Annotated in this window: 12 protein-coding genes; 8 read left to right on the top strand and 4 right to left on the bottom strand. The window is 44.7% G+C overall.

Going from position 1 to position 15,955, the window contains the following annotated elements; translation table 11 throughout:
- Nucleotides 1-18: 18 nt before the first annotated feature.
- A complete protein-coding gene (gene galE, locus CIK89_RS07710) occupies nt 19-1,056 on the top strand; it encodes a UDP-glucose 4-epimerase GalE (protein WP_094390804.1) in 1,038 nt (345 codons plus the stop codon).
- A 138-nt stretch (nt 1,057-1,194) separates the two neighbouring features.
- Entirely contained in the window at nt 1,195-3,621 is a 2,427-nt protein-coding gene (locus CIK89_RS07705) for an ATP-dependent helicase (RefSeq protein ID WP_094390803.1), read from the top strand.
- A 93-nt stretch (nt 3,622-3,714) separates the two neighbouring features.
- On the opposite strand, the gene CIK89_RS07700 is transcribed toward CIK89_RS07705, so the two are convergent.
- Both CIK89_RS07700 and ligA read right to left on the bottom strand, forming a co-directional pair.
- Complete coding sequence (locus tag CIK89_RS07700; RefSeq protein WP_094390802.1) at nt 3,715-4,017, bottom strand: DUF4491 family protein; 303 nt, start codon at nt 4,015-4,017, stop codon at nt 3,715-3,717.
- A 34-nt stretch (nt 4,018-4,051) separates the two neighbouring features.
- Complete coding sequence (ligA, locus tag CIK89_RS07695; protein ID WP_254046235.1) at nt 4,052-6,070, bottom strand: NAD-dependent DNA ligase LigA; 2,019 nt, start codon at nt 6,068-6,070, stop codon at nt 4,052-4,054.
- 164 nt (nt 6,071-6,234) lie between these two features.
- Here ligA and thrS point away from each other — a divergent pair, with 164 nt between their 5' ends.
- Nucleotides 6,235-8,178 (top strand): threonine--tRNA ligase, encoded by a 1,944-nt coding sequence (gene thrS / locus CIK89_RS07690; protein WP_094390801.1) that lies wholly within the window; start codon nt 6,235-6,237, stop codon nt 8,176-8,178.
- Nucleotides 8,179-8,595: 417 nt separating this feature from the next.
- Here the strand turns inward: thrS and hisB are convergent, their stop codons facing one another.
- Together hisB and CIK89_RS07680 are read right to left on the bottom strand one after the other, a co-directional pair.
- Complete coding sequence (hisB, locus tag CIK89_RS07685; protein WP_094390800.1) at nt 8,596-9,654, bottom strand: bifunctional histidinol-phosphatase/imidazoleglycerol-phosphate dehydratase HisB; 1,059 nt, start codon at nt 9,652-9,654, stop codon at nt 8,596-8,598.
- 195 nt (nt 9,655-9,849) lie between these two features.
- The gene (locus CIK89_RS07680; RefSeq protein WP_094449304.1) at nt 9,850-10,830 is read right to left on the bottom strand and encodes a hypothetical protein; all 981 of its coding nucleotides are present in this window, start codon (nt 10,828-10,830) and stop codon (nt 9,850-9,852) included.
- Nucleotides 10,831-10,951: 121 nt separating this feature from the next.
- Between CIK89_RS07680 and CIK89_RS07675 the strand changes: the two genes are divergently transcribed.
- Genes CIK89_RS07675 through CIK89_RS07655 form a run of 5 tightly spaced genes read left to right on the top strand, consistent with a single transcriptional unit; the run spans nt 10,952 to nt 15,948 of the window.
- The gene (locus CIK89_RS07675; RefSeq protein WP_094390798.1) at nt 10,952-11,938 is read left to right on the top strand and encodes a Gfo/Idh/MocA family protein; all 987 of its coding nucleotides are present in this window, start codon (nt 10,952-10,954) and stop codon (nt 11,936-11,938) included.
- A 7-nt stretch (nt 11,939-11,945) separates the two neighbouring features.
- Nucleotides 11,946-13,118 carry a DUF4421 domain-containing protein gene (locus CIK89_RS07670; RefSeq protein ID WP_094390797.1) on the top strand — a complete coding sequence of 391 codons (1,173 nt, stop codon included), beginning with the start codon at nt 11,946-11,948 and terminating at the stop codon, nt 13,116-13,118.
- Nucleotides 13,118-13,963, top strand: a complete 846-nt coding sequence (locus tag CIK89_RS07665) for an N-acetylmuramoyl-L-alanine amidase-like domain-containing protein (RefSeq protein WP_094390796.1) — start codon at nt 13,118-13,120, stop codon at nt 13,961-13,963. The genes CIK89_RS07670 and CIK89_RS07665 overlap by 1 nt, the downstream gene beginning before the upstream one ends.
- Nucleotides 13,964-13,990: 27 nt before the next feature.
- On the top strand, nt 13,991-14,383 hold the full coding sequence (locus tag CIK89_RS07660; protein ID WP_173824974.1) for a YkvA family protein: 393 nt from the start codon (nt 13,991-13,993) through the stop codon (nt 14,381-14,383).
- Entirely contained in the window at nt 14,380-15,948 is a 1,569-nt protein-coding gene (locus CIK89_RS07655) for an NAD(P)/FAD-dependent oxidoreductase (protein WP_094390794.1), read from the top strand. The genes CIK89_RS07660 and CIK89_RS07655 overlap by 4 nt, the downstream gene beginning before the upstream one ends.
- Nucleotides 15,949-15,955: the final 7 nt, after the last annotated feature.

Below are 15,955 nucleotides of genomic sequence, written 5' to 3'. Positions count from 1 at the left end.
CTCTTAAAGCATAAGAAAATGAAGCAAACAATTCTTGTAACAGGTGGAACAGGATTCATCGGTAGTCACACTACCGTAGAACTGCAGAATGCCGGATATAAAGTGGTGATAGTTGACAATCTGTCCAACTCCGATGCAAAGGTGGTGGATGGTATCGAGAAGATTACGGGAGTTCGTCCTGCATTCGAGCAAGTGGATTGCTGCGATTTTGCTGCGATGGACCGTGTGTTCTCAAAGTATCCCGATATTTCTGGAATTATCCATTTCGCTGCATCGAAGGCTGTGGGCGAGAGTGTTGAGAAGCCTTTACTTTATTATCGTAACAATATTGTGAGTTTGGTGAATTTGCTGGAACTCATGCCTAAGCATGATGTGAAAGGCATTATTTTCTCGTCAAGCTGTACGGTTTATGGTCAGCCAGATCCAGAGAACCTTCCTGTTACAGAGGATGCTCCTATCAAACCGGCAGAGAGTCCTTATGGTAACACCAAGCAGATCAACGAGGAGATTATCCGCGACGATATTCACAGCGGAGCACCCATCAAGGCTATCCTGTTGCGTTACTTCAATCCGATTGGTTCGCACCCAACAGCCATTATCGGCGAACTGCCCAATGGCGTGCCTATGAACCTCATACCTTATGTAACCCAGACCGCTATGGGTATTCGTGAACAGCTCAAAGTGTTTGGTAACGATTATAATACTCCTGACGGAACATGCATCCGCGATTATATCTATGTGGTGGATTTGGCAAAGGCTCATGTGAAAGCCATGGAGCGTGTGCTTGATACCGACAGCGAAGCCCTTGAGGTATTCAATATTGGAACAGGACATGGCTGCTCTACCAAGGAAATCGTTGAAACTTTTGAAAAAGTTACAGGCGTTAAGCTCAACTGGACTTTCGCTCCTCGTCGCGAGGGAGATATCGAAAAGGTATGGGCTGATCCAGAGAAAGCCAACAAAGTATTGGGATGGAAAGCCGAAACTTCTCTGGAAGACACGCTCATGAGTGCGTGGCGCTGGCAGCAGAAGCTTCGTGAAGAAGGAATACAATAATTTTTAAATTATAGTTACGACTAACCAGTCTTCAATAGTGGGACTGCGTTTTTATTTTGTGTTTGTGTTGTTATGAGCCCCCGATGAGAATCGAGGGCTCATTCTATCAAAACCCTATTGAAAAAAAAACAAATGACAATGGAAGATATACTCGACAATCTTAACGAAAGCCAGCGCACAGCAGTAGAATGGTGTGATGGTCCGCAATTAGTTATTGCAGGGGCAGGATCGGGCAAAACGCGTGTGCTGACCTATAAAATAGCATACCTTTTGAGAAAAGGACTGGCTCCGTGGAATATCCTTGCATTGACATTTACAAATAAAGCAGCTCGCGAGATGAAGGAACGTATTGCGAATCTGGTTGGTACAGACAGAGCTCGCGGCCTTCACATGGGTACCTTTCATTCCGTTTTCTCACACATCCTGCGAGTTGAAGCGGAAGCCATTGGTTATCAGTCGTCCTTTACGATATACGACCAAAGCGATTCCCGTTCGCTGGTGAAGAACATCATCAAGGAAATGAATCTTGACGATAAGATCTATAAACCCGCTTCTGTTGCCGATCGCATCTCCATGGCGAAAAACCATCTGGTGTTACCACAGACTTATGCTATGAGTGCATGGGCGAAAGATGATGCAATACGTCGTCAACCGTCAATTTCTGCAATATATAAAAGGTATTGTGAGCGTTGCAGACAGTCCAATGCCATGGATTTTGATGATTTACTGGTGAACACCTTTATGCTTTTCGATGCTAATGAAGAGGTCTTGCAGAAGTATATCGACCGTTTTCAGTATGTACTCGTGGATGAGTATCAAGATACCAACTACGTCCAACAAGCTATTGTCTCGCAACTCACCAAACCCACAGGACGTATCTGTGTGGTTGGCGATGATGCCCAGAGTATCTATGGATTCCGTGGTGCTAATATCGACAATATTCTTAATTTCCAACAGGAATACCCCAATACACGCCTCTTCAAACTCGAACGAAATTACCGGTCAACCCAAAATATCGTTGATGCAGCAAACAGTCTGATCCGTCATAATCAACGGCAGATTCCAAAAACGGTTTATAGTAAGAATGACGAAGGTGAACACCTTGTACTTAAACCAGCCTATAGTGACAAGGAGGAGGCTATTATCGTATGTAATGATATCCGACGTATCAGAAAGACGGAAAACGGACGTTATTGCGATTTTGCAATACTCTATCGTACCAATTCGCAGAGTCGTGCCTTTGAGGAACAAATGCTGAAAGATAATATCCCATATCGCATCTATGGCGGACTGAGTTTCTATCAACGCAAAGAAATCAAGGATGTTACGGCTTATTATCGTGTCGTTGTCAACCCCGACGATGAGGAGGCTTTGCGTCGTATTATCAACTATCCGGCAAGAGGCATTGGCGATACGACTCTTCGCAAGATTATAGATGTTGCTAATCATGATGGCGTCAGTCTATGGTCTGTCATCTCACAACCGCATCTGCATCCCATTCCTGTTGGGAAATCAACTTTGACTCGCCTGGATGCCTTCTGTCAACTCATAGAAGGGTGGCGTGTTCGAATGGCTGCTGAAGATGCTTATGAGATAGGTCACGCCATTATCATGGAGAGTGGTATAAGTAAGGAAATCTATGCTTCGAAAAATCCAGATGATGTGGCACGTCAGGAAAACCTTGAAGAATTTCTTGGCAGTTTGAAGGATTTTGTAGAAAACCATCGTGAAGAGGGATTAGTCGAACAAATGTCGCTGGCAGACTATCTGCAGGATGTGGCGTTGTTGACAGACCTTGACAGCGAACAAGGTGATGAAGACGACCGCGTGGCGCTGATGACTGTACATAGTGCCAAGGGATTGGAATTTCCTACGGTATTTGTCGTGGGACTTGAAGAGAACATCTTTCCATCTCCCATGAGTGCCGGTTCTACACGTGAGTTGGAAGAGGAACGTCGTTTACTTTATGTGGCTATAACGAGAGCAGAGCGTCATTGTATATTGACATGTGCTCAGAACCGTTGGCGTTATGGTAAGTTGGAATATGACACTCCTTCGCGGTTTATAAAGGATATTGACACCCGTTTCCTTCGGGTGGAGTCAGGACGTCAGGATTATGGACGAGCTGAGAGCCTGTCTGGTTCAAGAACAAAATCTGTTTATGGGAATTCCTTCTCAGGACAGTCTTCACGAAGCGGTTCTTCATGGCAACAGAATCCTCATCCGGTGGCCTCACAATTTAAGGCAGACCCCAAACCCCGTATTGTGGCTCCTCGTCAACCGGAGTCAAGTGTTGATCCGTTGTCTCCCTCCTTCCGTCAGCAACTTCAGAATGCGGGTGGTAATCGTTTCAAACCCGTGAACAGGGTCGTTTCTTCTACTTCAGCATCATCTGCAACAACGGCATTAAAAGAAGGTAACGTTATCGAGCATCAACGTTTCGGAGTGGGAACTGTTCTACGTATTGACGGTAGTGGAGAAAATGCCAAAGCTACAGTAGAATTCCGCAACACAGGTACCAAGCAACTCTTACTGAAATTTGCCAAGTTTAAGATTGTTCAATAGACGATAAGACGATAAAGCAATCCCGAATCCATCCCGAAGGCGTCTCGACCAATGGTCACGGCGCCTCGAATCGAGAGCAGATGCAAAGTTCACTTAACGTTTCTTGTATTCGTCTTTTCGTTTGGGGTTCATGGGGAACCAACCTTTTTCGACTCGTCCTTTTTGTTCGAAAATCTCAAGAATACTCCAGAGGCACGAGCATCCCACAACGCCTAATATGGGGCTGATGATATTGTCAGCAACAATTAGACTGGCGGCGATAAAGACGATACCGGCAAGGGCAAAGGCCCACCAGCATCGTGTGCCGAAATAGTATTCACACTTGATGACGATAGGGTGGAATATGCCGATAACCAGAAAGGTGATGACGGCTATTATCAATCCTGAAAAATTCATAGTTGTTTAATGATTTAAATTATAAGAAAGTCGGTTATTCTCCGTAGTCGGCAACGAATTGGTCTTCCGATATAATAGGAATATTCAGTTGTTGTGCTTTACGGTTTTTGCCCGATGTTGATTGAACGTCATTATTGATGAGGAAACTTGTACTACCGCTGACTGCCGATGCCACATGACCGCCCTGGCTCTCGATGTACGCCTTGAGGGCATTACGGTTCTTGTAATGGTGCACATCGCCAGTAATCACAAAGGTTAGACCTTCACAACGGCTTCCTGTAGGCTGGGAAGAAGCTTGGCTGACCGTAATTTGCTGCATGAGTCGCTGATAGTGAGACAGATTGTCTGTGTTTCTGAACCATCGAACAAAAGAAGCTGACTTCTCAGGACCTATACCTGCCACATGGGCAAACACTTCTTGTGGCTCGCGTTGTGTGGCAAAGAGATCTCCCTCGTCTTTTGTCGCTTCGTTAACAAGTGTCTCCAAAGGGTAGGCAGCAAGTAGTCGCTTGCAAACATCTGCTCCGCAGAGTGGAATGGTAAGAGCATAGAGCAGACGGTGGGCCTCGGTCTGGCGTGCTTTTTCTATACTTTGCTTAATATTTGATGCCGACCGCTGTCCAAAACCATCCATCTGCGCTATTTCGCGGATATGGTCGCCAAGGGTGAAAATATCGGCAAACTCACTAATCCATCCTTTATTGATAAATTTTGCGATGGTTTGCTCTGAAATTCCATCGATGTTCATACCCTCCTTGGATACAAAACGGGCAAAGATGCGAAGTTGCTTGGCGGGACAATGACCGTTGGTACAATGAAGCGTTCGAGTACCGCTCGTCTCGCTGATACGCACTTCCGTTGCTGCGTGACAGACTGGACATTGTGCAGGAATATGCAACTCGCCCACAGTCTGACAGACTTTAATGACCTTGGGGATGATTTTATTGGCTTTGATGACCTCTATGCGTGTGCCGGCACCACCAATGCCCAGTCGTTCACACTCACTAATATTGCAGAGTGATGCACGCTGCACGGTCGTGCCTTCAAGGTTGACTGGTTGGAAAATAGCCACAGGGGATATGGTATTGGCAGCACACGACCACTCAATCTCTTTGAGTTCTGTTTCTGCAGCCTCGTCTTGCCATTTGAAGGCCAGACCAGCGCGTGTGGCATGATGGCCTGTGACAGAACCTGTTTGTGCATAGTCGGTATCATCGTAACATACGACGAGTCCGTCAACGGGGAAAGGACAGGTCCGGTTGGTGACACGCAGGGTGAACGCGTCGATCACTTCCTGTATATTCTTTGTGTTTGGCTGTTGCACAGCAGTTCGCTCCACCGTATTGAATCCCATACTGTCAAGCCAGTTCATGCGTTCGCCCCACGACACGATTTCGTGTTCACAATAGACTAATGTAAATGGAATCCATTGTACATGACGTCGGCGTACTTCATCCGTATCTTTCAATGTTAGGGTTCCCGATGCTAAATTGCGAGGATTGGCGAACCCTTCGCCTCTTTCCATTTCAAACTGTTCGAAATCGGCATAACTGATAACCGCTTCTCCACGTATTACCGTGTGTCCCAACTCTTTAATTTGTTGCGGAATACCGCTGATGGCTTGAGCCAAATGGGTGATATTGGTACCGATGTGACCATTTCCGCGTGTCACCACCTTCGACAGACGTCCTCCATCGTAAGTCACCACAAGTGTCAGTCCGTCAAGTTTCCACGATATCCATATAGGGAGCCCTTCTGCCCATTTCTCAAGATCTGTGGTGAGCTTGGTCTTTGCCAATGAAAGTGCAGCAAATTCATGTTCCTCTTTCTTTCCCGCCATATCGTCATGCGATACGTTATGGGTAGGCGAATCGGGTAACACGGTGGCGGTCTGCTGTTCTAATTGACGGAGCTCATCGAAACGAGCATCCCACTCAAAATCTGTCATCAGTTCGCCTTGTCCGTTGTAATAGGCTTCTGATGCACGGTTGAGTTGCTCAACCAGTTCTTTCATGCGTTGGAGCTGTTGTGGGGCTATTGTTGTATTGTCCATAATCTACACTGGAATAAGATAAATAGACTGCAAATTTAAGAAAAAAAAACGAGAATACGGGGAATGTCGCACCAATAATTGGAAGTTCACGAAGGAATATTTGGTCGTTTGCCGAAAACTTTGTAATTTCGCACTCGATTTAAACTTAAACATATATTGTAGATATGATCAACATTACTTTCCCAGACGGTTCTGTTCGCTCGTATGAGCAGGGCGTTACTGGACTTCAGATTGCCGAAAGCATCTCGCCAGCTTTGGCACGCAGCGTATTGGCTTGCGGAGTGAATGGCGAAACAGTGGAACTGAACCGCCCCATTATGGAAGATGCTCAGGTTGAGCTTTATAAATGGGACGATGAGCAAGGTAAACACACATTTTGGCACACTTCTGCACACTTGTTGGCGGAGGCTTTGCAGGAGTTGTATCCTGGCATCCAATTTGGTTTCGGACCTGCTGTCGAGAACGGTTTCTTCTATGATGTGCTGCTGAAAGACGGCGAAAGCATCAAAGAGAGTGATTTCCCAAAGATTGAAGCTAAAATGAAGGAACTGGCTTCGAAGAAAGAGCCCGTGGTTCGCAAAGAGGTGGCCAAGGCTGATGCCCTCAAGGAGTTTGCAGCAGCAGGACAGACCTATAAGTGTGAACACATTGAGCAAGATCTTGAAGACGGTACCATCACAACTTATACACAGGGAGCATTTACCGACCTTTGTCGTGGTCCGCACCTCATGAACACAGGAGAAATCAAGGCTATCAAGCTCACCAATGTTGCTGGAGCTTTCTGGCGTGGCGATGCTACACGTCACCAGATGCAACGTCTCTACGGTGTATCATTCCCCAAGAAGAAGATGCTTGACGAATACCTCGTTATGCTGGAAGAAGCCAAGAAGCGCGATCATCGTAAGATCGGCAAGGAAATGGAACTCTTCATGTTCTCAGAGAATGTTGGTAAGGGACTTCCTATCTGGCTTCCCAAGGGTACAGAACTTCGTTTGCTCTTGCAGGAACACTTGCGTAAAGTACAAAAGCGCTTTGGATATAAGGAAGTTATTACTCCGCATATTGGTTCTAAAAACCTCTACGTTACCTCAGGGCACTATGCACATTATGGCAAGGATTCATTCCAACCCATCCATACTCCAGAGGAGGATGAGGAATACATGTTGAAACCTATGAACTGTCCGCATCACTGCGAGATTTTTGCATGGAAACCTCGTTCATATCGCGATCTGCCTTTGCGCATTGCTGAATTCGGAACAGTTTATCGTTACGAACAGAGCGGTGAGCTTCATGGACTGACTCGTGTGCGTTCGTTCACGCAAGATGACGCTCATATCTTCTGTCGTCCTGATCAGGTAAAACAAGAGTTCCTCAACGTAATGGACATTATCGGAATCGTGCTGAAGGCTTTCGGCTTCAATTTTGAAGCACAGATTTCTCTTCGTGACCCTAACGACCATGAGAAGTATGTGGGAACCGATGAGGACTGGGCATTGGCAGAGAAAGCTATTGTTGAAGCATGTGAGGAGAAAGGTCTCCATGCCAAGGTAGAATATGGCGAGGCTGCTTTCTATGGTCCTAAACTTGACTTCATGATTAAGGATGCCATTGGTCGTCGTTGGCAGTTGGGTACCATTCAGGTGGACTACAACCTGCCTAAGCGTTTCAAGTTGGAATATACCGACGAGGACAACCAGAAGAAGACTCCTGTCATGGTACACCGTGCACCATTCGGTTCACTCGAACGTTTCACCGCCGTACTTATTGAGCATACAAGTGGACATTTCCCACTTTGGCTCACACCTGATCAGGTGGCTATTTTGCCTCTGTCAGAGAAATATAACGACTATGCCAAGGAAGTTGCTAAGATGATGCAAGATGGTGGTGTACGTCCTACCATTGACTTACGCAACGAAAAGCTCGGTAGAAAGATTCGCGACAACGAATTGAAGCGTATCCCATACATGGTGATTGTAGGCGAAAAGGAACAAGCAGATCGCACAGTTGCAGTACGCCCACAAGGTGGTGGCGAGCAGAAGGTGATGACCATCGAAGACTTCATTGCTCACATTAATGCCGAAGTGGATGAGATGACCAAGGACTTCTAAGATAGAATACACTGATTATTCATAAGATAGGCTGCCAACCTTTCCGTAATTGGATGAGGTTGGCAGTTTTTCTTTATATGTGATTTTTAATCTCTAATCGTCATACTATTATCTATGGAAAAGGTATTAAGGAGGGATATCAAATTACAGATGTGATGATGCAGTTTGACGTGGCTGCCACTATTGCTGAAATTTTCCATCTAAAACGTCCCCAGGCATGGCGTGGACAACCCATTACCAGTGTCTTTAAAGGTCGCAGATAATCTTCTTGATGAAGCGACTCTATGAAACGGAAAAAATAATTCATTATAAAAACATAGGTTGCTAAGTATCCTCTTTCATGATAAGTTAGCAACCTATGTTTTTTATACGAGTTAGCCATATAGCTTTCACCAAGCGTGCCAACTTAAGAGAGCCTTAGAGCATTCCTTTGGTGCTGGGTAGTTGGTAATGGAAGATATCGCGTTTGACGGCCATGCGCAAAGCACGTGCAAGGGCCTTGAAGATGCCTTCAATTTTATGGTGCTCGTTTTGACCTTCAGCACGGATGTTGAGGTTCATGGCAGCCGCATCACTCAGACTCTTGAAGAAATGCAGAAACATCTCTGTTGGCATTTCGCCAATGCGTTCACGATGAAATTCTGCATCCCATACCAACCATGGGCGTCCACCGAAATCTAAACATACTGAGCATTGACAATCGTCCATGGGCAATGCGTAACCATAACGCTCAATGCCTCGTTTGGATCCTAAAGCCTGATGCAGGCAAGCGCCCAGCGCCAAAGCGGTGTCCTCTATGGTGTGGTGCTCATCGACGTGAAGGTCGCCTTTGGTGTGGATGGTCAAGTCCATCATACCGTGTTTTCCAATCTGTTCAAGCATGTGGTCGAAGAACCCTAATCCAGTATGTATGTCACATTGCCCCGTACCATCAATATTCAAACGAACGTAAATATCAGTTTCTTTGGTGGTGCGTTGAACCTCGGCAGTACGGTCACCAGCAAAGATGCGTTCTGTAACCTCATTCCAGTTGCCGATTTGAGCAAATTGGCAACCAATATTTTCTGCAAATTGTCTATCAGTATCTCGGTCGCCAATCACATAGCTGTGAGCCATGTCGTAGTCGGGGTTGTTCATGTATTTCTCCACCAGACCAGTAGCGGGTTTACGCGTGGGCGCATTGTCGTTTGGAAAATGGCGGTCGATGAGTATATCATCAAATTCAACACCTTCGCCCTTCAGCGTTTGAAGTATGAAATTATGAACAGGCCAAAATGTTTCTTCAGGAAATGAATCGGTTCCTAATCCGTCCTGATTGCTCACCATGACAAGCTCATAGTCGGTGTGTTGTCTGAGAAAAGCAAGGTTGCCGATGGCGCCCTCTACGAATTGCAGTTTCTCAAAAGCATCAATTTGTTCGTCCTCGGGTTCTTTGATTATGGTTCCGTCCCGGTCTATGAAGAGTATTCTTTTCATGTTAATTTATGGGGTTTGTGAAAATATATCAAGTGTATGATTTTTATTGTATTCTGATGTTCCATTCATGACGTCTTTTCTCGCCATGGCAGATTTAAAGCGAGCTTTACCTCTGCTCATTTGGCTTGCCGAAAACGTTGGATTTCATCCTTCGTTTTCTCGCCATGGCAGATTTAAAGCGAGCTTTACCTCTGCTCATTTGGCTTGCCGAAAACGCTCTTGTTCACGAGAAACGATGGCGCCATAAGCATAATAACTGTGGAATAGAGCCGGAAGAGTGGCGAAAAACTGGAAAAATCCACAGATGGTAAATGTCACAAAGGTAAGCATTGGCATATAGGCAGGCATGGACAATGGGTCACCATAAAGTTGGCCTGTCTGTGCCGAGAGGTTGGCCATAAATAGGATTTTGGCAGGAAGGCAGATGATGAGATCAACGATGATGGCCCATAGAACATCTATGATTACGATAGCGAAAAGACCACCCCAAAAACGGAGTCCCCCTTTGTAGTTGGCACGCAAGGCCTGTAGGAAAGGAGTGCGTTCACTAAATATATAATGTATCAGGGTAGGAACGATGGGTAGTCCGAAGGCAATAATCAAGAGGGAAAGAATAACTACTGCCACACACACGGTAGTAGAATGAGTAGCGAAAGATTGAGGTGAGGCTATGGAATATGCGATGGTACCGCCTGCCAATAATGCAATGGGTATTATCGTTAGTAAGGAAGTGAAAATACCGCCTTTAACGGTTCGCCACGCTAATAGAAAATTGGGCTTCCACCAACTTGTAGGCAACACTAATGTATGGTTTTCTTTGTGCTCTTTAAGACGTGTCAACACACACCCTATGGTAACTGCGAGTAATAGCATACATACAATCACAAAGACCACGAGAAGTCCACCTGTGATAAAATAACTCTTCTGTGAGTCAATAAGTGCAGTACTGTCTGCACCGTGTTGTGTTAAAGTTATCAGTTTCATAACGACCTTGGGCATTTGTACCGCAGCAACCAATCCTGTAAGACCGACCATAAGTGAGTAGGCTAATGCCATCAGCCATGAAGACTTAAATACAGTGCGAAAATGTGCTGTATAGAAACGGAATCCAGAAGAAACAACTGCTCTGTAGCTGCGCGGTTTCATCAGCTCGTCGATTTGCTCTTTACTATTCATTTAATCTTTAATTTTAGAAATCGAAGCCAAAGGTAGTCAATTATATTTAAAAAATAGGTGAAGACTGCAAAGAATTAAGAGATTTTTTCTAACTTTGCATGAAATTAAAGAAACTATACGCATGTTAGAGACCGTAAAATGGGGATTTATCGGTTGCGGAGAAGTAACTGAGAAAAAAAGTGGACCTGCCTTTTCTGAGGTTGAGGGTTCAACTGTAGTGGCTGTTATGAGTCGTACCGAAAAACGTGCACGAAGCTATGCTGTTTGCCATGGAATACCCAAATGGTACACAGATGCTCAAGAGCTCATAGATGACCCTGATGTCAATGCCGTCTATGTTGCCACGCCTCCGTCGAGTCATGCTACTTATGCCATTATGGCCATGCGTGCAGGAAAACCCGTTTATGTGGAGAAGCCATTGGCTGCCTCATATGACGATTGTGCGCGAATCAATCGAGTAAGTGAAGAAACAGGAGTGCCCTGTTTTGTAGCATATTATCGTCGTTATCTGCCTTATTTCCTTAAGGTGAAGGAAATTGTGGATAGTGGTCGTATTGGTCGTCTTGTCAATGTGCAGGTGCGTTTTGCTGTGCCTCCACGAGCACTTGACTATGACCGACCAGATAAAATGCCGTGGCGCTTGCAGCCCGATGTGGCAGGAGGTGGCTATTTCTACGATTTGGCTCCTCATCAGTTGGATTTGTTGCAATATATGTTTGGCACCATTATTGAGGCTCGTGGAATTAAGGCTAACAGAGGTGGTCTCTATGAGGTTGAAGATTCTGTTAGTGCCTGCTTCGAATTTGAAAACGGAGTACCAGGAAGTGGCTCCTGGTGTTTTGTAGCTCATGAGTCAGCACAGGAAGATCGTATCGAACTGATTGGTGATCAAGGATCGGTGAGTTTCTCAGTATTTGTCTATCAGCCAATTCGTCTGCATACCAGCGAAGGCGAAGAAAACATTACCGTACCTAATCCCCCATACGTACAGTATCCCATTATTAAGAATGTGATAGAACATTTGAGAGGTATTGGCGTTTGTGAGTGTACAAGTATATCGGCAACTCCAGTTAATTGGGTGCTCGATCGTATTCTTGGTAAGTTCTAAAAAAAAGATGATGACGGTGGAATACTTAAGAATGGTATTGATTGTTCTTGTGTTGGCATTGGCTACGACGATGAAAGGCCATGCTACTCAAGTTCTGCCGTCTGTTAACTATCCTGTAAAAGCGGAAACTGATACACAAAAAGTACCAACGGAAGTTTCTGTACCTCCCAAGCGCAAATTGAGTTGGTTGCGGCGTACTATACGCGGATTCAGTTATATTGATACAAATTATGTAGAACCGCAACATTATAACTGGGCAGTTATGCTACAAGCTACCCAAAGTTACGACATCTATCAATTACGTACGTCAGAGAAGAATGGGCAGTCTTTGACATTTTCTCCGAATCCGACCGTAAAAATCGGACCGTATTTTGGATGGAGGTGGGTCTTTCTTGGTTATACTTTCGATGTAAAGCACTTTGGATTCAACCAAGAAAAAGCCAAACAAGGTTGGGATTTTAGTATCTATGCTGCTCAGGTCGGTCTTGACATTTTTTATCGTAAGACAGGAAGCGATTACAAAATAAGTAGGGTGAGACTATCTGATAAAAGCTCAGAGCAGCTGTTGAAAGGCCACTCATTTGATGGACTCAAGGTTGGAACTACAGGTTTCAATCTCTATTATATTTTCAACCACCAACGTTTCTCTTATCCTGCTGCTTTTGCACAAAGTACATGTCAGAAAATCAGTTGTGGTTCATGGATGGCTGGTATAGGATATTCGCACAATAGTCTGTCGTTTGACCACGAACGGTTACAAGATCTTATAGATAAAAACGAAGGAATGCATGGTGAACAACTCGATAGTGCACTGATGTTCAATAAAGTGAAATACTACAACTATAATGCTTCCGTGGGCTATGCTTATAATTGGGTTTTTGCACCTAATTTTCTGTTCTGCGCCAGTACATCGTTGGCTCTTGCCTATAAAAAAACGAAGGGAGAAATGAAAGAACCTGCAGCACATGGATTTGATATAAACAATGTTAATATTGATGGAATAGGACGATTCGGGCTTGTCTTCAATAATACCCGTTTTTTTGCAGGACTGAGTGCTATCGTCTATTGGAACAACTATAAGAAATCTCGTTTTTCCGCAAGTAATATATATGGTACAGTAAATGCCTATGTAGGTTATAATTTCGGTAAACGTGGAAGATATAAAAACAGAAAACAGTGATGAAAAAATATATTCTGATGCTCATTATGGGCATTTCGCTGCAAATTCACGCACAACGTTGTGTTTATCAAAAGGTGGATAGTGTAAAAATTGTGACTATGCTGCAAAAGGCGGTTGATAATCATAAGAACAAGACGCCGCTATTCTTTGCCCATCAATTGATAGGACGGCCTTATGTGGCTCATACACTTGAAGGTCAACCGACAGAACGACTTGTGGTTAATACCCGACAGCTTGACTGTACCACCCTTGTGGAAACGGTGACCGCACTTACCATCTGTGCAAAAAACAAGCAAACCTCGTTCGATGCTTATTGTAGCATGTTGGAAAAATTACGTTACCATCATCACAAAATCAATGGATATACGTCCAGATTGCATTATTTTACAGACTGGATACTGTCTAATGGAAAAGCCGGATGGGTTAAGGAAATTCAAAGCAACAATACCCCATTTACTGCGGTACAAAACGTCCGTGTAGGCTATATGAGTGCTCATCCGCTATCCTATGTGGCCTTGAAGAACAATCCTAAGGATGTCAAAGTGATAGCTGCACAAGAACGGAAACTTACAGGACAGACCTTCAGTTATATTCCCAATAAACAGATTACAAATAGCAAGATTCTTCGACAGACGATACATGATGGCGATATTTTAGCTATTGTAACCAATAAGAAAGGGCTCGATATTTCACATGTCGGATTTGCAGAATGGAAAAGTGATGGATTGCATTTACTCAATGCGTCTATGATACATAAAAAAGTGGTGCTCGAACCTATGACACTTGCTCAGTATATGAAGAAGCATCCATCATTTCTTGGAATTCGCGTTATTAGAATAAAATAGTATAAAACAAATTTAAAACTGAAAAATATGGAATTACCTGATTTCATGAGTTATGCCAACAAGTTCTCTCAGTCAGACTTCGTTGAAAAGATTTCACGCATCGCTAAACGTGCCGGTGCGAAGTTGGTCTATGCGGCCCTTATCCTGTACTATACGTTACAAAGCGACAAAGTAAGTACAGCCAATAAAGCGCTGATTATTGGAGCGCTGGGATATATGATAAGTCCCTTGGATGGTATTCCTGATGCAATTCCCATTGTGGGATTGACCGATGACCTTGCAGTATTGCTCTATGTACTGAAAAAAGTATGGGGCGATGTGGCACCTGAAATACAGGAAAAAGCAAAACAACGCTTAAGCAAATGGTTTGACGAGGACGAAATAGAAGAAGCAAACGATCTCTTCGGTAAGTCAGAATGATCCGAGAATACGATGTTAGAGTAATACCGCAAGTGGCTGCCTGCGAACAGAATCTTGTGGCGTTTTTGGCAGATGAGTACGGCTTTGACAGACGTACGGTGAAAAGTGTACGTGTCTTGCGGCGGAGTATTGACGCAAGACAACGTAGGGTGGTGGTAAACCTCAAGGTGCGATTATACATCAACGAACTGCCCACAGACGAGGCCTACGAACAGACAATTTATGGCGATGTGTCAGACAAACCTGCCGTTGTGGTAGTAGGCGAGGGGCCTGGCGGACTTTTTTCCGCTTTACGCCTTGTGGAGCTCGGACTTCGTCCTATCGTGTTGGAACGCGGTAAGGATGTTCGCGAAAGAAAGCGTGATCTTTCGTTGATAACCAAAAATCAACGTGTTGATGGCGAAAGCAACTATTGCTACGGAGAAGGTGGGGCAGGTGCCTATTCAGATGGAAAACTCTATACACGTAGCAAAAAAAGAGGAAACACTACCAAAATACTCAATGTGTTCTGTCAGCATGGTGCTTCAACCGCTATATTGGCAGACGCACATCCTCATATTGGTACCGATAAGTTGCCACGTGTGATAGAAAATATGCGCCACACCATTTTACAATGTGGAGGTGAAGTGCATTTTCAAACGAAGATGACACGGCTCATGTTGAAAGACGATGTGGTGGTAGGTGTAGAGGCTGTCTATTTACCCACAGGAGAACAGCAAGTTTTCAAGGGCCCCGTGATTCTCGCAACAGGACATTCTGCACGTGATGTCTATCGTTATCTCGCAGATGCGCATATTGAGTTGGAAGCCAAAGGAATTGCTGTTGGTGTGCGCCTGGAGCATCCTTCTGCTCTGATAGACCAAATTCAGTATCATTCTAAACAGGGACGTGGACGTTATCTTCCTGCCGCAGAATATTCTTTTGTGACACAGGTTGAAGGACGTGGTGTATATTCGTTTTGTATGTGTCCGGGAGGTTTCGTAATACCTGCCGCAACAGATCAGCAACAGATTGTTGTTAACGGAATGTCACCTAGCAACCGAGGTGGACAATGGAGTAATAGCGGTATGGTAGTAGAAATCAGACCAGAAGACGTGGAAGGAGATGATCCACTTTGCATGATGCGTTTCCAGCAACAGATGGAGTATGACTGTTGGTTGCAAGGCAATAGGAAACAAACCGCTCCAGCACAACGTATGGCTGATTTCGTAAATGGTAGACTCAGTGCCGACCTACCGCGGTCATCGTATGCACCAGGGCTCATATCTTCACCACTTCACTTTTGGATGCCACCAGCTGTAAGCAATCGGTTAAAAGCAGGATTTTTACAGTTTGGAAAGTCATCACATGGCTTTTTAACCAACGAAGCATTGATGATAGGCGTTGAAACTCGTACCTCTTCGCCAGTACGTATTGTACGCGACCGTGACACTTTAATGCACGTTCGCATTAGAGGCCTTTTTCCTTGTGGTGAGGGCGCAGGCTATGCGGGAGGAATTGTTTCAGCAGGCGTCGATGGAGAACGTTGTGCCGAAATGTGTGCTAAATATTTGGGTGTTTGCTGATTTTTTA

The organism is Prevotella sp. P4-119, from assembly GCF_002251345.1.
Lineage (GTDB): Bacteria > Bacteroidota > Bacteroidia > Bacteroidales > Bacteroidaceae > Prevotella.
This window is presented reverse-complemented; position numbering and strand designations above follow the sequence as displayed.